The following is a 23366-nucleotide window of genomic DNA, read 5'->3' on the forward strand; positions in this document are numbered from 1 at the left end:
GCAGGGAACTGTGGTCGTGGTGGAGTGATCTCACCGGCTTGCCCGGCACCCCCGCCGATTGAAAGGCACCCATGTTCAAGTTCAAGCATCTGACGGTTTCACTGGCCTTGCTGGCCGCCATTCCCCTCGCGATGGCGCAGGCGCCCGCCAACCCCACACTGCGCCTGCGCGCCACGATTGAAAAAGTCGACGCCACCAGCCTCACCGTCAGGGAACGCAGCGGCGAAGTCATCACCCTGGTGAGGCCCGCCACGATGGACGTCTCCGAGGTCTACCCGCTGGCGCTGGCCGACATCAAGCCCGGCAGCTACATAGGCACGGCCGCCATGCCGCAGGCCGACGGCAGCCAGCTGGCGCTTGAAGTGGTGGTGTTTCCCGAGGCCGCGCGTGGCACCGGCGAAGGCCACCGGCCCTGGGACTTGCGGCCCGAAAGCACCATGACCAATGCCACCGTGGCCGACCTCGCTGCCGCGCCCTCCACGGTACCCGGCGGGCAAAAACTCACGCTGCGCTACAAGGACGGTGAAAAAACCGTCATCGTTCCGCCCAACGCGCCCGTGGTCTCCTTCAAGCCTGGCAAGGCCGATGAGAACGTGTTGCTGGTGCCCGGCGCCAAAGTCATGATCACCGCGCAGGAGCAAGCCGGCAAGCCGACTGCGCTGCGCGTGATCGTCGGGCGCAACGGTTTTGCGCCGCCTATGTAACTAAAGAGGGCTTCAGGAAGCGCTTGCCAGGCGTTTTTGGGGCCGCTCGGCTGCGCGAAATTTGTGGGCGCCATGCCGCCCCCTGGCAAGCCTTCGCCGCACCCCTGTAATAATCGGCTCATCCTGTTCGCCGAAGCGCGTCTGCCCTTGACGCTTTGCCCTTCGCCACCGCGAACGTTTCGGCTTTTTCTTCTCTGCTTAACCTGTGACCGCTGCACGCGGAATCCCCTTGACACCTGGCGCATCTCCTCTTGAATCAACATCCGCCGCCGTACTGCGCGTGGCCGTCATCGGCGGCGGCCCCGCCGGCCTGATGGCCGCCGAAGCGCTGGCCGGCGCGGGGGCTGCCGTGTCCGTGCAGGTGTACGACGCCATGCCCTCGGTGGGCCGCAAGTTTTTGCTGGCCGGCATAGGCGGGCTCAACCTCACGCATTCCGAGCCGCCGCAGATATTCCTCAGCCGCTACGGCGAGCGCGCCGCGCAACTGCAGCCCCTGCTGGCCGCCTTCGGCGCGGCCGAACTGCGCGCCTGGGCCGAGGCCCTGGGCGTGGAAACCTTTATCGGCAGCTCCGGCCGCGTGTTTCCCAAGGACATGAAGGCCGCGCCGCTGCTGCGTGCCTGGCTGCAGCGCCTGCGCAGTGCCGGCGTGAAGTTTTCCATGCGGCACCGCTGGCTGGGCTGGGCCGACGACGGCGCGCTGAAGTTTTCAACGCCCACCGGCGAAGTGCTGGCGCAGGCCGATGCCGTGGTGCTGGCCCTGGGTGGTGGCAGCTGGGCGCGGCTGGGCTCCGACGGCGCCTGGGTGCCGCTGCTGGCCGCGCGCGGCGTGGCGGTTGCGCCGCTGCTGCCTGCGAACTGCGGCTTTGATGTCGCGGCACGCCCCGACAGCCCCGCGCAATTGCAAGAGGCGATCGCCGACGCCGGCGAAACCCGCCGCGAATTTTTGCAGGAGCTCATAGGCAAAAGCCCGCAGCCGCACACCGGCTGGACCGAACACTTCGCCAGCCGCTTCGCCGGCCAGCCCTTCAAGTCCGTCGCCATCCATTTCACCGACTCGCGCGGCCGCAGCTTCAGCCGCAAAGGCGAGTTCATCGCCACCACCACCGGCGTCGAAGGCAGCCTGGTCTATGCCGCGTCCCATTTGCTGCGCGACGAGATCGCCGCCCACGGCAGCGCCACCTTCATGCTGGATCTGCTGCCCGACAAATCCGCCGAACAGGTGCTGGTCGAAGTGCGCCACCCGCGCGGCTCACGTTCGCTGTCCAGCCACCTCAAGAGCCGTTTGAACCTGGACGGCATCAAGGCCGCCATGCTGTATGAACTGCTGGGCAAGGACGCGATCGCCGACCCGGCGCGCCTGGCCGCCGGCATCAAGGCCTTGCCGGTGCGCGTTACGGCTGTTCGCCCCCTAGACGAAGCCATCAGCACGGCGGGCGGCGTGATGTTCGAAGCCATGGATGCGACATTGCAATTGCAAAAGCTCCAGGGCCCGGGCCAGCCCGTGTTCTGCGCCGGCGAGATGCTGGACTGGGAAGCGCCTACGGGCGGCTACCTGCTGACCGCCTGCTTCGCCAGCGGCCGCGCCGCGGGGCAGGGCGTCATCGCGCACTTTGGCCTGTAATCCAATATTCCGGAGAAGGGGAAAGCCATGATTGTCCGTTTCAACATCGAACCCATGATGCAGGAAGAGTTCGAATACCGCGTGAGCTACGAAGGCGAAGAGCTCTTTGGTGATGCCGGCCTGGACAGCGTCGAGGCCTGCATCATCGCTGCCACCGAAGGACTGGGCCAGGATGCCATTGCGGCTGAAGTGGCCTACAAAGGCATCATCAGCGGCACGTACGCGCTCGCCTCGCTGGCACTGGCCTCGGCGCAGATCGCGCAGCATGCGCTGCAGACGACCGAGGCGATTGAAGAGGCGGCCCAATAGCTGCGCCGTTCATCTGGTGAAGCCGTACTCCATCCTCTTTGTCTGCATGGGCAATATCTGCCGCAGCCCCACGGCGCATGGCGTGTTTCAGCAGAAAGTTTTGGACCGCGGCCTCGGCGGCCAGGTGCAGGTCGATTCAGCCGGCACCCACAACTACCATCCCGGCAACCCGCCCGACGAGCGCTCACAGGCGCATGCCTCCAAACGGGGCTATGACCTCTCAGGCCTGAGGGCCCGGCAGATTTCGGACGCGGACTTCGAGCGCCACGATTTGATCCTTGCGATGGACTGGGACAACCTGGCTTTGGTGCAGGAGGAATGTCCGGCTGAGCATCTTCACAAAGTGCGCAGGCTCACGGAGTTTTGTTTAAAGCATGACAGCCCGATGGTGCCTGATCCCTACTATGGCGGCAAGGATGGCTTTGAGCATGTGCTGGACCTGGTGGAGGATGCTTGCGAGGGGTTGATGCGCCATGTTGAGTCGAGGCTGTAGTCGCATAAGGTCCTCTTCCAAGCCTCCCTTTCCCCGCCATCTACTCTATGTAGATGATGCCGTTTTTGGATCTAAAGCGCAGACTCAAGGCGCCCGTTCCGGGCCACGGGGATGCACATGAAAACAATATTGATTCTTTTGGTGCTCTGCACCATTTCGATGGGGACTTACGCAAGAGGTGGCGGCGGAGGTGGGCACCGCAGCTCGGGAAGCCACTCCAGCGGCACATCTCACCACAGCTCCTCCGGGCATGTGAACAGCCAGAACCACTCGGTACACGGCTACACCAAAAAGGACGGCACCCATGTCGCCCCAAGCCACGCAACCAATCCCAACTCGACCAGGCGCGACAACTACACGCACAAGGGAAACACCAATCCCTATACCGGCAAAGAAGGGACAAAGAAATGAAGCGGCGATTGTTTGCCGCGTGGATCGTGGCCGCGTTGGTGGGTAACGATGCGGCGGCGCGGGGCAGAAGCGGCGGGAAGCGTAGCAGTTCTGGGGGCCATAGCGGCGGTGTCAGCAGAAGCCGTGGTTGCGGGTCCAGAGGGGGGCCGGGATATCGCAAGTCGAATGGGCAATGTGCTAGCTGGAAAGATTAGGGGGAGGTCGATACGGTACTTGAGTGAACCTCAGGGCGCGCACAGACAGATATTTTGCTTCGCTGGCGTGCATGTGCGTTGTCGCTGCCACCCGCTGGAGATGCTCGCATGTTGAAGTATGTTCGGATAATTTGAATCACTTATCTCCAACATAAAATTCCACTGCTTTACTCGAGGAACAACGTAGTGATATCAAGCCTTCCGACATACGCCATTGAAGCAACGGTTTCCGTTGAAGAGTTTCGCTTGCTGCTGACAGAATCGGGTCTGGGAGTGCGCAGGCCCGTGGATGAGCCCGAGCGACTTCAGGCGATGCTCAGGAACGCCAACCTGGTGGTGACGGCCAGAACAGACGGCGTTTTGGTGGGCATTGCCAGGTCGGTCACCGACTTTGCGTTTTGTTGTTACCTCTCTGATTTGGCTGTAAGCCGCCAGGCGCAGGGTAAGGGTGTAGGTGCCGGGTTGATTCAGGCAACACGCAAGCATATCGGGCCGAATGTCAGCCTTATCCTGAGTTCTGTTCCGGAGTCGGTTGGATTTTATGAAAGCATTGGCATGGCGCCTTTGCCCAACGGTTTCTGGCAACGGCGCGAGCGGTAGATAGACGCCAATATCGAGGAGCCTGCGAGGTCACGATTCGGATGTATCAACGGGAGCTCCGAAGGAGCGCCGCTATGGATCGGAAGCCCGCAAGAGCTGCGGATTTGAAATGAATAAGGTGACGAGCCTTGACCCCGGCACTGGCTCCACAGTTAGGGCTGCTTGGTTCCCCACCTGACCCGGTTGGCCGCTTTACCATGCGGGAAGGCCCGTCACCTCCGATTGTAAGGGACTTGGGAATGACCCTTGCTTCGTGAGCATCATTTAAAGAAAGCGCACTCCGCGGGGCGATTTGCGCCAGCGGGGCCGCGGAACCGGCTTTGCCGGGCCGCAGGCGCAGCGCCCCCTCGGGGGGCAGCGCATTACACGGAGCCGAAGGCGAAGTGAAAAGCGTGGGGGCCATCTCCAGCAAATTAGAATGCCTGGATGTCCTATCTCGTCCTAGCCCGCAAATACCGCCCCAAAAATTTCTCGGAAATGGTGGGGCAGTCGCATGTGGTGCAGGCCCTGGGCAATGCGCTGGCTACCAAGCGTTTGCACCATGCTTACCTGTTCACCGGCACGCGGGGTGTGGGCAAGACGACGATTTCGCGGATCCTGGCCAAGTCGCTGAACTGCCTGGGCCCGGACGGACAGGGCGGTATCACGGCCACGCCTTGCGGCGTGTGCCAGGCCTGTACCGACATCGACAGCGGGCGTTTTGTGGATTACACGGAACTGGATGCCGCGTCCAACCGTGGTGTCGATGAAATTGCCCAGTTGCTGGAGCAAGCCGTTTACAAACCCGTCGTGGGCCGCTTCAAGGTCTTCATGATCGACGAAGTTCACATGCTCACGAACACGGCTTTCAACGCCATGCTCAAGACGCTGGAAGAGCCCCCCGAATACCTGAAGTTCGTGCTGGCCACGACGGACCCGCAAAAGGTGCCGGCCACGGTGCTGTCGCGCTGCCTGCAGTTCAACCTGCGGCCCATGGCGCCCGAGACGGTGCTGGAGCATTTGACGCAGGTGCTAGGCGTCGAGAATGTTCCGGCCGAGCCGCAGGCGCTGCGCCTCTTGGCGCGCGCGGCGCGCGGCTCCATGCGCGATGCGCTGTCTTTGACCGACCAGGCGATCGCTTTTGGCTCGGGCTCGCTCGATGAAACCAGCGTGCGCACCATGCTGGGCAGCGTGGACCGCAGCTATGTGTACCGCCTGCTCGATGCGCTGGCGCGCGGCGACGGCAAGACCGTGGTGGAAACCTCGGAGGCCTTGCGGCTCAACGGCCTGAGCGCGGCCTCCACGCTCGAAGAAATGACCACGGTGCTGCAGCGCATGGCGGTGCTGCAGGCGGTGCCGGAGATGGGCGAGGGCGGGGACGATGCCGACCCGGACATCGCCGAGACGGCGCGGCTGGCGCGCGCGCTGCCGGCCGACGAGACCCAGCTGCTGTACAGCCTGTGCCTGCACGGCCGTGGCGAGCTAGGCCTGGCGCCTGATGAATACGCTGGCCTGACCATGGTGCTGCTGCGCCTGCTGGCCTTCAAGCCCTCGGCTTCTTCGGCCAGCACCCACGCAGGGGGTGCCGCCGAGCCCGGAAAAAAGCCCCAGCCTGAGGTTGCGCGGGCTGCTGCGCTCGCGCCGGTCGCCGCACCTGCGACGGCAGCGCCGGCCCCGGCTCCTGCATTTGAAAGAAGGCCGCCTGTGGCGCCGCCGGCAGCCCAGCTGCCGGTTGCCCAGGCCGAGCGCGCGCAGGCCGCCCCCCATGTCACCACCAGCGCCCCGGCCATGCCGGAGCCGCCGCCTGTGCAGGCAGCGCCCCTGCAACAGCGCCCGCCGGCCAGCACGCCGTCCACCACACCCCCGCCGCTGGTGCCCGTGCCCCTGGGCGAAGCCTGGGGCCAGACGGTCAACCAGCTGGTCGCGGCCGAGGCCGTGGCGGCGCTGACGCGCGAGCTGGGCCTGCAGTCGGAGCTGCGCAGCCAGGACGGCGCGCTGTGGACGCTGCGGGTTGAGCGCGAGTCGCTGAACCAGGCGGCCGCGCGCGAAAAGCTGCAGACCGCTTTGCAAACCCATGTGGGCGACCCGGCCCTCAAGCTGGTGGTGGAGGTCGGCCCGGTCACCGACACCCCGGCGCGCCGCAACGGCGCCGCCGCGGCCGAGCGCCAGCGCGCGGCCGAGGAACTGATACAAAACGACCCACTCGTACAAGACATGATGCGCGACTGGGGGGCGAAAATTGTCCCCGGCAGCATACGGCCGCTGGCCGCCAAATCGATATGATCAAAGACAGTTTCCGGACACGGTTTTAACACCCCAACACTCCCCGATTTCACGATTCAAAAGGAACACGCCATGTTTAACAAAGGACAACTCGCCGGCCTCATGAAGCAGGCCCAGGCCATGCAGGACAACCTCAAGAAAGCCCAGGACGAACTGGCTTTTGTCGAAGTGACGGCCGAGGCCGGCGCCGGCCTGGTGAAGGTCACCATGACCTGCAAGCACGACGTCAAGCGCATCGAGATCGACCCCAGCCTGCTGGCCGACGACAAGGACATGCTCGAAGACCTGGTGGCCGCGGCCTTTAACGCCGCCGTGCGCAAGGCCGAGGAAGTCAGCCAGGAAAAGATGGGCAAGCTCACCGCAGGCCTCCCACCCGGCATGAAGCTCCCCTTCTAAAACTGTGGGCCCTCACGTTCGCTCGCTGCGCGTAGCTCTCTGCCCCCCGAGGGGGCGCTGCGCCTGCGGCCCGGCAAAGCCGGTTCCGCGGCCCCGGCTGATCTCGGCAGGCACACGCTTGCGCCGCATTAACTTCCACCATGGCTGATTCCAATGCTTTAGAAGGCCTGACCCAGGCGCTGCGCAAGCTGCCGGGCGTGGGCGCCAAGTCGGCGGCGCGCATGGCCTTTCATTTGCTGCAGCATGACAAACCCGGCGCCTTGCAGATCGCGCGCGCGCTTGAGCATGCGGTCAGCAGCGTGCGGCACTGCAGCCTGTGCAACACCCTGACCGAGCAGGAGCTCTGCACCACCTGCGCGAACCTGCAGCGCGACCGCAGCAAGCTGTGCGTGGTCGAGACGCCGGCCGACCAGGCGGCGCTGGAGCGCACGCTGGCCTACAAGGGCCTGTACTTCGTGCTGATGGGCAAGCTCAGCCCGCTGGACGGCATAGGCCCCAACGACATCGGACTGCAAAAGCTGTTCGACCGTGTGGTGCCCAAGGACGAGCGCGGCGAGGCCTTGCCGCCAGCCTCGCGCGAGGTGCAGGAAGTGATCCTCGCGACCAACTTCACCGCCGAAGGCGAGGCCACGGCGCATGTGATCGCCCAGGCGCTCAAGAGCCGCGGCGTGCAGGTGACGCGCCTGGCGCGCGGCGTGCCTGTGGGCAGCGAACTTGAATATGTGGACCTGGGCACGATTGCCCATGCGCTGGTGGACCGCCGCTGAGGGGCGGCGCTATTTTTTGATTGCGGCCGGGCCATGATCGCAGCGGCCGCAACGACACAACAACAAACGAAAGGAACCCACCCATGACATTCGCACGCTTCACCATTGCCTATTGGTGTGTCCTGATCGCGGCCCTGTTGCCGATCGCCTGCGCGGCGCTGGCCAAATACGGCATGATGGGCACGCCCCGGCGCGACGGCGGCTTTGACAACCACAACCCGCGCGGCTGGCTGGCGCGGCAAACCGACTGGCGCGGCCGCGCCAATGCGGCCCAGCACAACACCTTTGAAGCCCTGCCGTTCTTCTTTGCGGCGGTGATCATCGCGCACCTGCTGCAAGCCGGGCAGACGCGGCTGGACATCCTGGCCCTGCTGTTTGTGTTCCTGCGCATCGCCTACATCATGATGTACGTGGCCGACCTGGCCAAAGCGCGTTCGACCATCTGGGCGGTCGCGCTGTTCATCAACATCTGCATTCTTTTTTCCGGCTATCGCTGACGAGTGGCGCGGGCGGTAACCTTTAGTAACCGCAGCGCATGATTTTTGGTAAAAACCCGCACGGGATGACCCCGATGCGGGTTTTTTTACGTCTCGATAAGCTTGTGCCATCCACAAGAAGAGAGGCTTTGAATGAACCGCCATCCCCTGATTTCCCGCCGCGGCTTTGCCGGCGGCACTGCGCTGGCTGTGGCGACGCTGGCATTCCCATCGCTGCGCGCCCAGCCCAAACCCGAGAAGAGCAAGATCGCGATTGCGGTCGGCGGCAAGGCTGCGTTTTATTACCTGCCGCTCACGATCTCCGAGCAGCTGGGCTACTTCAAGGCCGAAGGCCTCGACATCGAGATCAGCGATTTTGCCGGCGGCGCGCGCGCGCTGCAGGCCGTGGTGGGCGGCTCGGCCGACGTGTGCTCGGGCGCGTTTGAGCACACCATCAACCTGCAAGCCAAGAACCAGATGTTCCAGGCCTTTGTGCTGCAGGGCAGGGCGCCGCAGATCGCCTTCGGCATCTCGACGAAGAACATGCCCAACTACAAGACCCTGGCCGACCTGAAGGGCAAGAAGATCGGCGTGTCGGCGCCGGGCTCGTCGACCAACATGATGGCCAACCTGGTGTTGTCGCGCGCGGGCCTCAAGCCCGGCGACGTGAGTTTTATCGGCGTGGGCACGGCGGCCGGCGCGTTGACCGCGCTGCGCTCGGGCCAGATCGACGCGATGAGCAACACCGACCCGGTGATGACCATGCTCGAGCAAAAGGGCGAGGTCAAGATCATCAGCGACACGCGCACGCTCAAGGGCACGGTGGAGGTGTTCGGCGGCTCCATGCCGGCGGGCTGCCTGTATGCGCCCCTGGAGTTTGTTCAAAAGAATCCCAACACCTGCCAGGCACTGGCCAATGCCATCGTGCACGGCCTCAAGTGGCTGCAGACCGCCGGCCCGGGCGACATCATCAAGACCGTGCCCGAGAGCTATCTGCTGGGCGACCGCGCGCTCTATCTTGCGTCCTTCAACAAGGTGCGCGAGTCGATTTCACTCGATGGCATCATTCCCGACGACGGCGCGCGCACGGCGCTCAAGGCATTGGCCAGCTTTGACCCCAGCATCAAGGCCGACAAGATAGACATCGCCAAGACCTATACCAACGAGTTCTCGCGCAAGGCCAAGGACCGATTCAAAGCCTGAACGCGCCCGCACGACCACCCCAAGCTGCCTGCCTCGCGCAGGCAGCTTGCTGTAAGCTCCCGCCATGCCGGAACCCGACAACGCCTACGCCCTGGAGCTGATCGACATCAGCTGCACCTTTCGTTCGCGCGACGATGCGGGCCAGCGCTACACGGCGGTCAGCGACACCACCTTGCGCATACGGGCTGGTGAATTCGTGTCGGTCGTCGGGCCGACGGGTTGYGGCAAATCGACACTGCTCAACATAGGCGCCGGCCTGCTCGAGGCCTCGTCGGGTGAGGTCAAGGTATTCGGCCAGCCGCTGGCCGGCATCAACACGCGCGCCGGCTACATGTTCCAGACCGAGGCGCTGATGCCCTGGCGCAGCGCGCTGGCCAACGTCATGATGGGCCTGCAGTACCGCGGCATTCCCGACGCCGAGGCGCGCCGCCAGGCGCAGGCCTGGCTGGAGCGCGTGGGCCTGGGCGGCTTCGGCGACCGCTACCCGCACCAGCTTTCGGGCGGCATGCGCAAGCGCACCGCGCTGGCCCAGGTGCTGGCCCTGGACCCGGACATCATCCTGATGGACGAACCCTTCAGCGCGCTGGACATCCAGACCCGTCAGCTCATGGAAAACGAGGTGCTGGAACTCTGGGCCGCCAAAAAGAAGGCCGTGCTCTTCATCACCCACGACCTCGACGAGGCCATCGCCATGAGCGACCGCGTGGTCGTGCTGTCGGCCGGCCCGGGCACGCACCCCATGGGCGAATTCGCGATCGACCTGCCGCGCCCGCGCGACGTGGCCGAGGTGCGCCACCAGCCGCGTTTTGTCGAGCTGCATACGCAGATCTGGAACGTGCTGCGCGATGAGGTGCTCAAGGGTTACGCCCAACAGCTCAAGAAAGCCGCCTGAGCATGTTGCACCATCTCAAGCCTTCCGAAAAAAACCTGCGCGCCTGGCAGTTGGGTTTGCTGGTCGTCATCCTGCTGGCCTGGCACGCGGCTTCGCGTGACCAGAAGATCGCGTTTTTCCTGGGTGAGCCGATCAAGGTGGCGGGCCGGGTCTGGAGCTGGTTCATGCCCTTCGGCTTCGGGCCCAGCGCATTGTTTCCCGACGGGTTGCCCGGCAATGCCGACATCTATTTGCACCTGGGCACGACCTTGCTGGAGACCGTGCTGGCGTTCGGCATAGGCACGGTGCTGGGCCTGGCCTGCGGCCTGTGGCTGGCGCTCGCGCCCACGGCCAGCGCCATCCTGGATCCCTACATCAAGGCCGCCAACTCCATGCCGCGTGTGATCCTCGCGCCGATCTTCTCGCTGTGGCTGGGCCTGGGCATCTGGAGCAAGGTGGCGCTGGCCGTCACGCTGGTGTTTTTCATCGTGTTCTTCAACGTCTACCAGGGCGTCAAGGAAGTCAGCCCGGTGGTGCTGGCCAATGCCCGCATGCTGGGCGCCAACCAGCGGCAGCTGCTGCGCACCGTGTATTTGCCGAGCGCCACGAGCTGGGTGTTCTCCAGCCTGCACACCTCGGTGGGCCTGGCGTTTGTGGGCGCGGTGGTGGGTGAATATCTGGGCTCGGCGCGCGGGGTGGGCTATCTGATCCTGCAGGCCGAAGGCACCTTCGACGTCAACACCGTGTTCGCCGGCATCGTGGTGCTGACGGCCTTCGCGCTGGTGCTGGACGGCATTGTGGGGCGGCTCGAGAAACGCCTCATGAAGTGGCAGCCGCGCAGCGGCGAGACGGAAAAGCTCTGACGCTTTCCGCATCCCCTTTCCCTGTAGCGCAAGTTCCTGTCGTCCTACAGTCTCTGGCTGCTTGCCTGCTTACAGTCAAGGCCGGACTTGCGCCATTCCGGGCCTCCTTGCCGCCGCGCAAGGGAAGGTGGGCAAGCCGGCATCCAAAACTCCAAGGAAAACGCCATGAACCTTTCTCTCAGCATAGGCCCGCTTGTTTCCCTGATCGCGGGCGTCCTGATCCTGATCATTCCGCGCCTGCTCAACTACATCGTGGCGATCTACCTGATCGTCATCGGCCTGATAGGCCTGTTCGGCGTCGGCACCCTCAAGCTTTAGCGGCGGGGGCCGCGGGCTTCAGCGTTTTTTGGATTTCACGACGGGCTTGGCCGAACCGCGCTTGACGGCCTTCACGCTGCTTTTGCCTTTGCCGCGGGCGGCCGAAGCGGCATGGCTTTTGACCGGCAGGAACACCACCACCTGGTGGCCCACCTTGAAAGCGCTGGAGGCGCTGACGTTGTTCCATTCGGCCACGCTGGCGGCGCTCAGGCCGTAGCGCTTGGCGATGGTGGCCACCGATTCGCCCTTGCGGGCCTTGACGGTGGTGCGCCGCGTGACGATTTCGGGCGCGAAGGACACCTGGGCGGTGTCGGCGATGTGGGAGGTGACGTCGTTTTCAACCTTGGCCGAACGCGGCACCAGCAGGGTGGAGCCAGCCTTGATCAGCATGCGCGGCGGGATGTTGTTGACGCCGCGCAGGTCGGCTTCGCTCATGCCGGTGCGGCGCGCCGCCTCGGCCGGGTTCATGGTGCTGGGCGCGGTCCAGGCGGTCCAGCTGGCGTACTGGCCCTGGGTGTAGGCCTCGAAGTTGCGCTGGAACACCGTGGCGTTGTCCCAGGGCAGCAGAATCTGCGGCGTGCCGGCGGCGATGATGACGGGGCGGTGCGCCGAAGGGTTCAGCGCCTTGAAGTCCTCGATCTTGACGTCGGCCAGGCGCGCGGCCAGGGCCACGTCGATGTCGCGCGTGATCAGCACCTGCTGGAAGTAGGGATGGTTTTCGATCAGCGGCAGCTCGGTGCGGAAAGCCTGCGGATTGGCGACGATGTTTTTGACGGCCTGCAGCTTGGGCACGTAGAGCCGGGTTTCCGCGGGCATGTTCAGGTCGGCATAGGTGGTGCCCAGGCCGGCGCGCTGGTTCTTGGCGATGGCGCGGCCCACGCTGCCTTCGCCCCAGTWGTAGGCGGCCAGCGCCAGGTGCCAGTCGCCGAACATGCCGTAAAGCTTTTGCAGGTAGTCCAGTGCGGCGCGGGTGGAGGCCAGCACGTCGCGGCGGTCGTCGCGGAAGGCGTTTTGCTTCAGGTCGAAATACTTGCCGGTGGCCGGCATGAACTGCCACATGCCGGCGGCCTTGGCACTGGAGACGGCCTGYGGGTTGAAGGCGCTCTCGATGAAGGGCAGCAGGGCCAGCTCGGTGGGCATCTGGCGGCGCTCCAGCTCTTCAACAATGTGGAACAGGTATTTGCTGGAGCGCTCGGTCATGCGCTGGATGTAGTCGGGCCGGCTGGCATACCACTGCTCACGGTCGGTGACGAGTTCGTTTTGCAGGTCGGGCATGGCAAAGCCGCGGCGTATGCGGTCCCAGAGCTCCTTGGGCGGCTCGGTGGAGGCGACGTTCTGGTGCGAGCCTGCCTGGCCCGGCGTGATGGCCTGCAGCGGCCCGTTGGGCAGCAGTGGTTTGGTGGCAGGGCCGCCGGTGGTCAGCACCGGGTCGCTGGGCAGGCCGGGCGCCTGGGTGGCGCAACCCGCCAGCAGTGCCGTGACGAGGACGAAGGCCAGCGAAACAAGGCGGAAAAAAGAGAAGGGGGAAGAGGCTGAAGCGGCTGAAGCGGCAGTGGTGCGGGAGTGTGGCGTCATTTGAATTGGTTTTTCCACTGCCGGATGGCGGCAAATACGGTGGTCTCGTCACGGGCCGACGCATCAAAGTGCCGGGCAGCCGCCATGATAGTGGCTTGCCGCGTTCGCAAGAAGGGATTAATCCGCAATTCCTGCGCTATCGAACTCGGCAGGGTCGGCACACCCTGCTCGCGCAGGCGCACGCATCGGGCCTGGTAGGCCGCGAGCTCGGCATTGCCGGGTTCCACGGCCATCGCAAAACGCAGGTTGCTGAGCGTGTATTCATGGGTGCAGCAGACCACGGTGTTGCCGGGCAGGGCGGCGAGCTTGTCGAGCGAGGCCAGCATCTGCGCCGGCGTGCCTTCAAACAGGCGCCCGCAGCCGCCCGAGAACAGCGTATCGCCGCAGAACAGCAGGGGTTTGCCATCCACGTCCGGCGTGTAATAAGCGATGTGGCCCGCCGTGTGGCCGGGCACGTCAATCACCTGGAAATCGAGGCCGAGCGCGTGGGCTGTGCCGCCGCCCGTGAGGTGTGTGTAAGGCTGCGGAATGCGCTCGGTGGCCGGGCCCCAGACCTGGGCGCCCGTGGCTTCACGAAGGGCATCCACGCCGCCTGTGTGGTCCGCATGGTGGTGCGTGACTAGAATCGACTCCAGTTGCAATGCGTGCTCGTCCAGGGCGCGCAGCACCGGCCCGGCATCTCCCGGGTCCACAACCAGGGCGCGTTTGCCGTCATGCAACAACCAGAGGTAGTTGTCGTCAAAAGCGGGGATGGGAATCAAATACATGCGGTGTCTCGATGAGCTCTGAAATTATAGGTTTGACCGACTGGCTGAAGACGCCGCCCGGCGCTTATCTGCTGGGCTGGGAGCGCACGCATTTCGACGAAGCCGTGAGCGACGTGTTTGGTTACCACGCCCTGCAGCTGGGCCTGCCGGAACTCGATGCCCTGCAAGCAAACCGCATGCCGCACAAATGGCTCGCGCTCGAGTCCCTTCCTCATGCCGCCGCGCCTTCACCGGCCCCTGATGCGACCACGGCCCCCGCGGCAAGTTCCCGGCGCGCGGCCCTGCTGACCGACTCGGGCGCCTTGCCGTTCCCGGAAAGCAGCCTGGACCTGGTGGTGCTGCCGCACACGCTGGAACTCAGCCGCGACCCGCACGCCACGCTGCGCGAAGTCAGCCGCGTGCTGGTGCCCGAGGGCCGCGTGGTCATCAGCGGGCTGAACCCCACCAGCCTCTGGGGCCTGCGCCAGCGCCGCGGCCACCTGTACCAGCGCTGGGGTTACGACAAGCTGTTTTTGCCCAGCACGGGCGACTTCATCGGTTACTGGCGGCTGCGCGACTGGCTGAGGCTGCTGGACTTTGAGGTAGAGTCGGGGCGCTTCGGCTGCTACCGACCGGCGCTGACCAGCCAGGCCTGGCTGGACCGCTTCGAGTGGATGGACGCGGCGGGCGAGCGCTGGTGGCCGATTTTCGGCGCGGTGTACTTTCTCGCGGCGGTYAAACGCGTGCGGGGCGTCCGGCTGCTGGAGCCCGCCTGGAAGACGCGCAAGGCCCCGGCGGCGGCACCGGCCGCGGTGGCCAACAAGGAGCCGGCCGTCCGCTTGCGGCCGCCGGCCTGAGCTGATTTCTTTTTTTTCACCGCCGGGCATGGGCCCGGCGTTTTCGTTTTACAAAGCAAACCCAACGCATGACCGATTTATCCACCAGCCCAGCAGCCACTCCCCAGCCCGTCGTGATCTACACCGACGGCGCATGCAAGGGTAATCCCGGACCCGGCGGCTGGGGTGTCCTGCTGTCCCAGGGCGGCACCGAAAAGGAGCTGTTCGGCGGTGAACTGGGCACCACCAACAACCGCATGGAAATGATGGCCGTCATCGAGGCGCTGACGGCGCTCAAGCGGCCCTGCAGCGTGACCCTGTACCTGGACAGCGAGTACGTGCGTAAAGGCATCACCGAGTGGATACACGGCTGGAAGGCTAGAGGCTGGCGCACGGCGGCCAAGGCGCCCGTGAAGAACGTGGACCTGTGGCAGCGCCTGGACGCGCTGGTGAGCGGCAGCGGCCACAAGATCGACTGGCGCTGGGTCAAGGGCCATGCCGGTGATCCCGGCAACGAGCGCGCCGACGCGCTGGCCAACAAGGGCGTGGAACGCGCACTGGGCCGCTTGTAACAGCGGCTTTGGACAGCCTAGTACCGCTGTGGGAACACGCGCGCAAAAACAGGCACCAAGCAAGTATTGGCCGGCGCACATCCCCGTGCGGGGCACGCACCATAAGCGTACGTAGCGTCCGGGGTCGCGGAGGTGAGCCGGCAGCATGGTAAAGCCGTTGTAAAGCTACCGCGCTTGCCCCTGTCAGGGGGCGGAAAAGGCTGCGCGCGCCAGGGTGTCCTGCTACATTGGAACTTTGTATCTCTTTGTATAACAAGTTTTCCTCCCCATGGCATCAAAAGTAATCTACACAGTGGTCGCCGTCGCGGGCATTGCGGTCGCGTCGGGCGCCGCCTGGTGGCTCCAGAAACCCAAGGCGCCGGATGCCGCCGGGCCTTCGGCTGCCGGCAATGGGACCAATGCGAATGCGGGAAAACCGGTCACGGTGGAAGCCGCCAGGGTGGAAATCGCCAGACTGTCGGACGACACCCCGGCCGTGGGCAGCTTGCGTTCGCGCCGCGGCGTGGTCTTGCGGCCCGAGGTCAGCGGGCGCATCACCCAGCTCAATTTCACCGACGGCCAGCGTGTGCGCAAGGGCCAGGTGCTGGTGCAGTTCGACGACCAGCTGCCGCTGGCCCAGGTGCAGCAAAGCCAGGCCGAACTCTCGATCGCCCGGGCCAACCAGAAGCGCAACCAGGAGCTGGTGGCGCAAAACTTCATCAGCCAGCGCTCCCTCGATGAAAGCGCGGCCAACCTGCAGGTGGCCGAAGCCAAGCTGTCGCTGGCCAAGGCCACGGCGGCACGCCTGAAAATCATTGCCCCTTTTGACGGCATCGCCGGCATACGCCTCGTCAACGTCGGCGACTACCTCAAGGACGGCGCGGACATCGTCAACATCGAGGACATTGAAGCGATTTTTGTCGATTTCCGCTTGCCCGAGCGCTTCCAGAACAAGGTCAGGCGCGGACAGACGGCGACGCTCGACATCGACGCCTTGCCTGGCCGCAAGTACAACGCGCAGATCCAGGCCATCGATCCTTTGATCGACGCCAACGGCCGCTCCATCGGCATTCGCGGCTGCATCGACAACCGCCAGCTGCAGCTGCGCCCCGGCATGTTCGCCCGCGTCAACGCGGTGTTCGGCGTGCGTGAGAACGCCCGGGTGATACCGGAGGAAGCGATTGTTCCGCAGGGCGGCCGGCAGTTTGTCATCAAGCTGCTGGAGGGCCCGAACGGGCAGACGCGCATCACCAAGCGCGTGGAAGTCAAGGTCGGCCTGCGCAGCCCGGGCAAGGTCGAAATCCTCGAAGGCCTGGAACCCGGTGACATCGTAGTCGCAACCGGCCAGCAGCGCGTGCAGCGCGACGGTACGGTGGTGAGCGTGGTGGACCTGGCCGCGAATGCCGCCAGCCGCGCGGGCAATGGAAAACCAGCCGCCAGCGCTTCTTCAGCCGCATCGGCGGTGTCCCCCGCTTCACCGGCAACAGCCGCCCCCACAGCTCCCGAGGTCGCCTCGCCGGTGAAGACTGCCGCGACCGCGACGGCCCCCGCAGCCCAGCAAGCCCCCCTGGCCGGCCCCAATCCCTGCGGCGTGGTGGTGTCGGAGGCTCCCGGCGCGCTGGTCCCGGTGCGCGGCGTGGCACCCGCCGAGCGCGGCCCGTCCGGCCCGCCGGCGCGCGACCCGGCCTGAGCGCCGACCGGCCAGAAGCTTTCACAGACACCTATGCAACTCGCTGAAGTCTCCATACGCCGTCCGGTCTTCGCCACCGTGCTGTCGCTGCTGATCGTGCTGATAGGGGCGGTCAGTTTCAACCGCCTCACGGTACGCGAATACCCCAAGATCGACGAGCCGGTCGTGACCGTGAGCGTGCGCTATGTGGGCGCTTCCGCGGAAGTGATCGAATCCCAGGTGACCAAGCCGCTGGAAGACTCCATCGCCGGCATTGACGGGGTGGATGTCATCACCTCGATCAGCCGCGCCGACCAGGGCCAGATCAGCGTGCGTTTCCGCCTCGAAAAAGACGCCGACTCCGCCGCCGCCGAGGTGCGCGACCGCACCTCGCGTGTCCGCAACCGCTTGCCGCAGGCCATCGAGGAGCCGGTGATCGCCAAGGTCGAGGCCGACGCCTTTCCGGTGATACAGATCGCGTTTTCCAGCGAGTCCATGACGCCGCTGCAGATCAACGACCTGGTCAACCGCATCGTCAAGCCGCGCCTGCAGACCGTCACCGGCGTGGCCGACGTGCGCATCTTCGGCGAGCGCAAGTACGCGATGCGCGTCTGGCTGGACACCGACAAGCTCGCCTCCTACCGCCTCACCACGCAGGATGTCGAGGACGCCATCCGCCGCAGCAACCTGGAGCTGCCGGCCGGCCGCATCGAGTCGCAGCAACGCGAATTCAGCGTGACCTCGCAGACCGACCTGGTCAGGCCCGGCCAGTTCAGCGACATCGTGGTCAAGAATGTCAACGGCTTTTCGGTCAAGGTGCGTGATGTGGCCCGGGTGGAAGAGGGCGCCGCCGACGAGCGCACGGCCGTCCGGCTCAATGGCCGCTCGGCAGTGGCGATCGGCGTGATCCGCCAGGCCACCGCCAATCCGCTGGACTTGTCCAAAGGCGTGCGCGAGGCCATTCCCAAGCTGAAGGCCGATTTGCCGCCCGACGTGCTGATCGACATCGCCAACGACAACTCGGTGTTCATCGACCGGTCCGTGAAGAACGTCTACCGCACCATCGCCGAGGCCATCATCCTGGTGGCGCTGGTGATTTTTGTGTTCCTGCGCACCATGCGCGCTTCCATCATTCCGATCATCACCATCCCGGTGAGCCTGATCGGCACCTTCGCGATGATGGCCCTGGCGGGTTTCACCGTGAACACGCTGACCCTTTTGGCGCTGGTGCTGGCCATCGGCCTGGTGGTGGACGACGCCATCGTGATGCTGGAGAACATCTTCCGCCACATCGAGGAGGGCATGGACCCGTTCTCGGCYGGCATCAAGGGCGCGCGCGAGATCGGCTTCGCGGTGGTCACCATGACGGCCACGCTGGTCGCCGTGTACGCGCCGCTGGCGTTCACGCCGGGCCGCACCGGGCGGCTGTTCGTGGAGTTCGCGCTGGCGCTGGCCGGCGCGGTGGTGGTGTCGGGCTTTGTGGCGCTCACGCTCACGCCCATGATGTGCACCCAGTTGCTCAAGCACAACCCCAAGCCGAATCGTTTTGACCGCTTCATGGAGCGGCTGTTGACGTCAATCTCCGACCGGTACGGCTCGGTGCTGCGGTGGGTGGTCACCAAGCGCTGGGAGCCTTCGGGCGACACCCCGGGCTGGGGCCAGAAGCTCAGGGCCTTCGCCTTCCAGGCACGCTGGATCGTCATCTGCGTCATGGCGCTCAGCGCGCTGGCCATTGCGCTGGTGTTTCCCGGCATGAAGCGGGAGCTCTCTCCCATGGAGGACCGCGGGGTCATCCTGGCCAACGTCACCGCACCGGACGGCGCCACGCTGGACTACACCAACCGCTATGCCCAGGCCCTTGAAAAAATGGGCCAGCCGTTTCCCGAGTTCGACCGTATTTTCGGCAACGTCGGCAACCCCACGGTAGCTCAGGCCAGTGTGGTCTACCGCACTGTGGACTGGGACGAACGCAAGCGCTCGACCATGGACATGGCGCGCGAACTGCAGCCCAAATTCAACGCCTTGCCGGGCGTCAACGTCTTCACCATCACGCCGCCGTCCTTGGGCCAGGGCTTTCGCGACCGCCCGGTCAACTTCGTGATCCAGACCTCTGACAGCTACCAGAACCTCAATGCCGTCACGCGCCAGATGCAGGAGGAAATTGCCAAGAACCCGGGCATCGTCTCGGTCGACGTCGACTTGCGCCTGAACAAGCCCGAGCTTCGCATTGACGTCGAGCGTGACAAGGCCGCCGACCTGGGCGTGAGCGTCGAGGTGGTGGCCAAGGCCATCGAAACCCTGCTGGGCGGGCGCAACGTGACGCGCTACAAACGCGACGGCGAACAATACGACGTGATCGTGCAGACCCAGGCCAGCGGCCGCACCACGCCCGACGACATCGACCGCATTTATGTGCGCGGCCGTAACGACGCCATGATCCCGCTGTCGGCGCTGGTCAAGGTACGCGAAAGCGTCTCGCCGCGCGAACTCAACCACTTCGGCCAGCGGCGCTCGGTTTCGTTTACCGCCAGCCTCTCGGGCGATTACTCGCTGGGCGAAGCGCTCAAGTTCATGGACCAGACCGCCGCCAAGGTGCTCAAGACCGGCTACAGCACCGACCTCAACGGCACCTCGCGCGAATTCCGCAACTCGCAAGGCGCGCTGGCCATCGTGTTTGTGCTGGCGCTGCTGTTTATTTTCCTGGTGCTGGCCGCGCAGTTTGAGAGCTTTATCGACCCGCTGGTGATCATGCTGTCGGTGCCGCTGTCCATGCTGGGCGCCTTGCTGGCTTTGAAATGGTCCGGCGGCTCGCTCAATGTGTATTCCCAGATCGGGCTGATCACGCTGGTCGGCCTGATCACCAAGCACGGCATTCTGATCGTCGAGTTCACCAACCAGCTGCGCGGGCAGGGCATGGAGATGATCGACGCCGTCGTCAAGGCCTCGTCCCAGCGCCTGCGCCCCATCCTGATGACCACCGGCGCCATGGTACTGGGGGCACTGCCGCTGGCCATGTCACACGGCGCAGGCGCCGAAAGCCGCACGCAGATCGGCTGGGTGATCGTGGGCGGCATGTCGCTGGGCAGTTTGCTGGCCGTCTTCGTGGTGCCCACCATGTACACCCTGTTTGCCCGCAAGGCCATTCCGGGCGCGAACAAGACCATTGCCAAAGAGCAGCCCGATGAACACCTTGAGCACCCGGAGTACGTGGCGAAATGACCCCAAGATGCCGCACACGCCACACCGGGCTCCTGGCATGGTGATGAGAAAGCCGGTTTGACCGCACACCCTGCGGGCCGAATCCGTAACCTTGCTTCCTTCCTGATTCCATTCCTGCTGGCGGCCGGCCTGGCGGTTTCCGCACGGGCGCAGGAGACGGCCGTCGCGGGGGCCTATGGCGTGCAGTTTTTCTGTTCGCCCTCCCAGCTGGCGCAACTCAGCCCCGACATGTTCCGGTACCTCCAGCGGCTCGGCATTCCGGCCCGGCTGGTTCAGGAGACCTTCGACAAGCCTCGAGGGACCATGACGTATTCCCTGCTGGGCTCAGGCGCGGCCGTGAGCACCCTGTGGCTGGCGCAACGTCCGGAATTGGCCATCAAGGACGAGACGGTGCTGGTGCCTGTGAAAAACAACAAGACTCGCAAGCTCAAGACAGTCTCGAAGAAAGAAATCCTGCTGGCCTTGCTGCACCCCGGCAGGTTGACCGAGTTCAGGGGAAAGGCCTGCGATGTGCAGGCTCTGGTCGACCACGTCGGCATCCRCCAGAACACGGTGATCTGGGCCGAGGTGCTGGAATGGGGCTGGCCCGAGGGCGGTCCTGCCAAGTGGAATTCCCGCTATTGGGTCAATGGAACGCCCAAGCTCCGCACCCCTCTGCATCAAGCGCTCAATGACATGTTTTTTGAGCAGGGGAAGTACGAGATAGGCTGCTACGCCGCGACCAAGGTGGTGTTTGCCCAAGGCGCGCTGGATTACTTTCGCCGTGTCAAGGGGGATGCAGGCAGGGCGCGCACCGTGGAGCGGCGATTGCTGGCCGACGGTGAGCCGCTGGTCGACCTGGAACCCGGCCGGATGTGGAGTTTTGAAGCTGATTTTGATCCGCTGGAGCTTGAGCGCCCGGGCAAGGTCCTGCGCATGGTGGGCGGTGTTGCGGCCGGCAACTTTGTCCCGGGCGATTGGGCATACTTCCTGAACACCGACCCGGGCACCAGCCAGAAGACAGGCTATGAAGGCTCCAACGCGATCTATCTGGGCGGCAACCGGTTTGACGACTATTACAACGACAACCAGCATCACTACACCTACCAGGAAAAACTCGGTGAGGTTTACCAGTGGCGCCACGGTGTTTTCAGCCGGCAACGCGATGCCGAGAAAATACAGCCCCTGGCCGCGCAGGACTATGAACGCCTGAGCACCACACCGGAAAACGGCGGCCTGCTGATGAGCTTTCGGGTGGTGCCCTATTTTTTCGGCTACGAAGACTTGCCGCCGCTATCGGAGCCCCGGAACGACTAGGGCCGCCGGCGCCGCGGCATTCGACTGGATCTACAGGACGCCGTCAAACATCAGCACATCAAGCTCGTCGCCGACTGCGACATTGCCCTGCGCGTGATGCAGCACGATCAAGCCATTGGCCTCAGCCATGGAGCGCAGCACGCCGGAGCCCTGGCTGCCGGTGGTCTTGACCTGTAAAGAGCCGTCGGGCGCTGTTGAAACCCAGCCGCGCTGGTATTCGGTGCGGCCGGCTTTTTTGCGTATCGCTTCCGCGCTGCGGGCCTTGAGCAGCGGTGGTGGTGCGCCGCTGGCGCCCATCATCTGCAGCAAGGCCGGGCGCACAAAGGCCAGAAAGGTCACCATCACGGCAACCGGGTTGCCGGGCAGTCCGAACAGGATGGCGCCGTTGGGCTTGCCGCCTTGGCCTTCTGCGGGCGGGATGCGCCCCACGGCCATAGGGCGGCCGGGCCGCATGGCGATGCGCCAGAAAGCCACGTCGCCGAGTTTTTTCATCATGGCCTTGGTGAAGTCGGCTTCGCCGACGCTGACGCCGCCCGAGGTGATGATGGCATCGGCCCGCGCGGCGGCCTTGGTGAAAGCGGCTTCGAGCAGGGCCGGGTCGTCGCGCACCACGCCCATGTCGATGACCTGGCAGCCCAGCCGGCTCAGCATGCCGAAGAYGGTGTAGCGATTGCTGTCGTAGACAGCACCTTCGCGCGGCGCTTCGCCGAGCGAGAGGATTTCATCGCCGGTGGAAAAGTAAGCCACCTGCAGCGGCCGCCAGACGGGCAGGGTGGGCAGGCCCAGCGACGCTGCCAGTCCCAGCCGCGCCGGCGTGAGGATCTCGCCCTTGCGCAACGCCGGCAGCCCTTGCGCGAGGTCTTCGCCGCGCAGGCGGCGGTTGTCGCCAGTACGCAGCAGGCCGGGCGGAATGCTGATGCGTGTGCCTTCGCTGTCTTGAAGCTGCTTGACGAACTCCTGCGGCACCACGGTGTCCAGGCCGGGCGGCATGATGGCGCCCGTCATGATCTTCACGCATTCGCCGGGCTGCACGCTGCCTTGCCAGGCCTTGCCGGCCAGCGACGTGCCTTCGGCCACCCGCAGTTCCAGCGCCGCGCCCGGGGCCAGCCGGCTGCCGTCAAAGGCAAAGCCGTCCATGGCAGAGTTGTCGTGGGGCGGGACGTCAAAAGGCGAGACCACGTCCTCGGCCAGCACCCGGCCCAGGGCCTCGAACAGCGGCAGGCTGACGGCATCCTGGACAGGCGCCACCAGCCGGGAGAGGAAGTCCAGCACCTGGCCGGCCGACAGGGCTTGCGGGTCGTAGCCCTGGAGCTCCGCGGCGATCTGGTCCAGCGTCTTCACGGCAGGCGCGATTCGAGCTGGTGCAGCTCGGCCAGGGTGTTGGCGTTGAAGAAACCGTGCGCATCGTCGCCGGGCCGGTCGAAGGGCACGGCCACGGTCTTGTGCTGCGCCGTCCACGCATCTATCTTGCGGCCGCCCGCGTGCGTAAAGCGCACCAGGCTTTCCAGCATGTGGGTGCCCATCAGGCAAAACACCGGCTGCGGCCTGAGCTGGCCGTCTTCCTCGGGTGCGGCGGCCACGGCGAAGTCGGCGCCATCGCGCACATAAGCCTCAGCCAGGCGTGCGACCAGGTCATCCGGAAAGAGCGGCGTGTCGCAGGGCACGGTTAGCAGGTAAGGCGTTTCGCAGCGCTCCMGGCCGGTGAGAAAGCCCGCCAGCGGCCCGGCGAACTCGCCCAGGCCGGTGCTGTCGGGCCAGACCGGCACACCGAAGGCCTCATAGGCGGCCAGGTTGCGGTTGGCGTTGACCATCACCTCTCCGACCTGCGGGGAGAGGCGCATCAGCGTGTGCAGGGCCAGCGGCACGCCGTTGAAGTTCTGCAGGCCCTTGTCGACGCCGCCCATGCGCGAGCCGCGCCCGCCGGCCAGGATCAGGCCGGTGATGGCTTCGGCGTGCAGTGAGGCGTTGTGGCTGTTGCTGGTCATG

General features: G+C 65.1%; 23 protein-coding genes and 1 other RNA gene. 19 read left to right on the forward strand and 5 right to left on the reverse strand.

Translation table 11 applies throughout. The annotated features are described in order from the left end of the window. The first annotated feature begins 71 nt into the window (after positions 1-71). The 6 genes from AC1D0P_RS01270 (at position 72) to AC1D0P_RS01295 (ending at position 4332) form a co-directional block, all read left to right on the forward strand. A complete protein-coding gene (locus AC1D0P_RS01270; protein WP_477675015.1) occupies positions 72-704 on the forward strand; it encodes a hypothetical protein in 633 nt (210 codons plus the stop codon). Between the two features lie 229 nt (positions 705-933). Then, positions 934-2325, forward strand: coding sequence for a TIGR03862 family flavoprotein (locus AC1D0P_RS01275; protein WP_477675016.1), 1392 nt, complete (start codon positions 934-936; stop codon positions 2323-2325). 27 nt (positions 2326-2352) lie between these two features. Next, complete coding sequence (locus AC1D0P_RS01280; protein WP_477675017.1) at positions 2353-2634, forward strand: hypothetical protein; 282 nt, start codon at positions 2353-2355, stop codon at positions 2632-2634. Between the two features lie 16 nt (positions 2635-2650). Then, entirely contained in the window at positions 2651-3127 is a 477-nt protein-coding gene (locus tag AC1D0P_RS01285; RefSeq protein ID WP_477675018.1) for a low molecular weight protein-tyrosine-phosphatase, read from the forward strand. 117 nt (positions 3128-3244) lie between these two features. Next, positions 3245-3538: a hypothetical protein gene (locus tag AC1D0P_RS01290; RefSeq protein ID WP_477675019.1), complete on the forward strand. Its 294-nt coding sequence runs from the start codon at positions 3245-3247 to the stop codon at positions 3536-3538. Positions 3539-3978: 440 nt separating this feature from the next. After that, positions 3979-4332: a GNAT family N-acetyltransferase gene (locus tag AC1D0P_RS01295; protein ID WP_477675020.1), complete on the forward strand. Its 354-nt coding sequence runs from the start codon at positions 3979-3981 to the stop codon at positions 4330-4332. Positions 4333-4449: 117 nt separating this feature from the next. Here AC1D0P_RS01295 and ffs read toward each other — a convergent pair. Then, an RNA gene (gene ffs, locus AC1D0P_RS01300) (signal recognition particle sRNA small type) lies at positions 4450-4546 on the reverse strand. 212 nt (positions 4547-4758) lie between these two features. Between ffs and dnaX the strand changes: the two genes are divergently transcribed. From dnaX to AC1D0P_RS01340, 8 genes are all read left to right on the forward strand, one after another. Further along, on the forward strand, positions 4759-6594 hold the full coding sequence (gene dnaX / locus AC1D0P_RS01305; protein ID WP_477675021.1) for a DNA polymerase III subunit gamma/tau: 1836 nt from the start codon (positions 4759-4761) through the stop codon (positions 6592-6594). A 72-nt stretch (positions 6595-6666) separates the two neighbouring features. Further along, positions 6667-6990, forward strand: a complete 324-nt coding sequence (locus AC1D0P_RS01310) for a YbaB/EbfC family nucleoid-associated protein (RefSeq protein WP_411882079.1) — start codon at positions 6667-6669, stop codon at positions 6988-6990. A 140-nt stretch (positions 6991-7130) separates the two neighbouring features. Beyond that, a complete protein-coding gene (gene recR, locus AC1D0P_RS01315) occupies positions 7131-7757 on the forward strand; it encodes a recombination mediator RecR (RefSeq protein WP_477675022.1) in 627 nt (208 codons plus the stop codon). A gap of 83 nt (positions 7758-7840) precedes the next feature. Next, a complete protein-coding gene (locus tag AC1D0P_RS01320; RefSeq protein WP_477675023.1) occupies positions 7841-8254 on the forward strand; it encodes an MAPEG family protein in 414 nt (137 codons plus the stop codon). A gap of 132 nt (positions 8255-8386) precedes the next feature. After that, complete coding sequence (locus AC1D0P_RS01325; protein ID WP_477675024.1) at positions 8387-9436, forward strand: ABC transporter substrate-binding protein; 1050 nt, start codon at positions 8387-8389, stop codon at positions 9434-9436. A 64-nt stretch (positions 9437-9500) separates the two neighbouring features. Next, positions 9501-10328, forward strand: coding sequence for an ABC transporter ATP-binding protein (locus AC1D0P_RS01330; RefSeq protein ID WP_477675025.1), 828 nt, complete (start codon positions 9501-9503; stop codon positions 10326-10328). A gap of 2 nt (positions 10329-10330) precedes the next feature. Further along, on the forward strand, positions 10331-11170 hold the full coding sequence (locus AC1D0P_RS01335; protein WP_477675026.1) for an ABC transporter permease: 840 nt from the start codon (positions 10331-10333) through the stop codon (positions 11168-11170). A 165-nt stretch (positions 11171-11335) separates the two neighbouring features. Further along, entirely contained in the window at positions 11336-11488 is a 153-nt protein-coding gene (locus tag AC1D0P_RS01340) for a DUF3096 domain-containing protein (RefSeq protein ID WP_477651576.1), read from the forward strand. 18 nt (positions 11489-11506) lie between these two features. Here the strand turns inward: AC1D0P_RS01340 and AC1D0P_RS01345 are convergent, their stop codons facing one another. Further along, complete coding sequence (locus tag AC1D0P_RS01345) at positions 11507-13063, reverse strand: transglycosylase SLT domain-containing protein (RefSeq protein WP_477675027.1); 1557 nt, start codon at positions 13061-13063, stop codon at positions 11507-11509. Beyond that, positions 13060-13830: a hydroxyacylglutathione hydrolase gene (gene gloB, locus AC1D0P_RS01350; protein ID WP_477675028.1), complete on the reverse strand. Its 771-nt coding sequence runs from the start codon at positions 13828-13830 to the stop codon at positions 13060-13062. Before gloB ends, AC1D0P_RS01345 begins: the two co-directional genes overlap by 4 nt. 11 nt (positions 13831-13841) lie before the next feature. On the opposite strand from gloB, the gene AC1D0P_RS01355 reads away from it, so the two are divergent. The 5 genes from AC1D0P_RS01355 (at position 13842) to AC1D0P_RS01375 (ending at position 21380) form a co-directional block, all read left to right on the forward strand. Further along, positions 13842-14666: a class I SAM-dependent methyltransferase gene (locus AC1D0P_RS01355; protein WP_477675029.1), complete on the forward strand. Its 825-nt coding sequence runs from the start codon at positions 13842-13844 to the stop codon at positions 14664-14666. Positions 14667-14734: 68 nt separating this feature from the next. Beyond that, entirely contained in the window at positions 14735-15217 is a 483-nt protein-coding gene (gene rnhA, locus AC1D0P_RS01360; protein ID WP_477651584.1) for a ribonuclease HI, read from the forward strand. 268 nt (positions 15218-15485) lie between these two features. Beyond that, the gene (locus tag AC1D0P_RS01365; RefSeq protein ID WP_477675030.1) at positions 15486-16886 is read left to right on the forward strand and encodes an efflux RND transporter periplasmic adaptor subunit; all 1401 of its coding nucleotides are present in this window, start codon (positions 15486-15488) and stop codon (positions 16884-16886) included. A gap of 33 nt (positions 16887-16919) precedes the next feature. Then, positions 16920-20084 carry an efflux RND transporter permease subunit gene (locus AC1D0P_RS01370; protein ID WP_477675031.1) on the forward strand — a complete coding sequence of 1055 codons (3165 nt, stop codon included), beginning with the start codon at positions 16920-16922 and terminating at the stop codon, positions 20082-20084. Between the two features lie 57 nt (positions 20085-20141). After that, the gene (locus tag AC1D0P_RS01375) at positions 20142-21380 is read left to right on the forward strand and encodes a hypothetical protein (protein WP_477675032.1); all 1239 of its coding nucleotides are present in this window, start codon (positions 20142-20144) and stop codon (positions 21378-21380) included. Between the two features lie 30 nt (positions 21381-21410). Here AC1D0P_RS01375 and moeA read toward each other — a convergent pair whose 3' ends face one another. Both moeA and mobA read right to left on the reverse strand, forming a co-directional pair. Next, entirely contained in the window at positions 21411-22721 is a 1311-nt protein-coding gene (moeA, locus tag AC1D0P_RS01380) for a molybdopterin molybdotransferase MoeA (RefSeq protein ID WP_477675033.1), read from the reverse strand. After that, complete coding sequence (gene mobA / locus AC1D0P_RS01385) at positions 22718-23365, reverse strand: molybdenum cofactor guanylyltransferase MobA (protein WP_477675034.1); 648 nt, start codon at positions 23363-23365, stop codon at positions 22718-22720. Before mobA ends, moeA begins: the two co-directional genes overlap by 4 nt. Position 23366: the final 1 nt, after the last annotated feature.

The organism is Polaromonas sp. P1_G2, assembly GCF_056405515.1.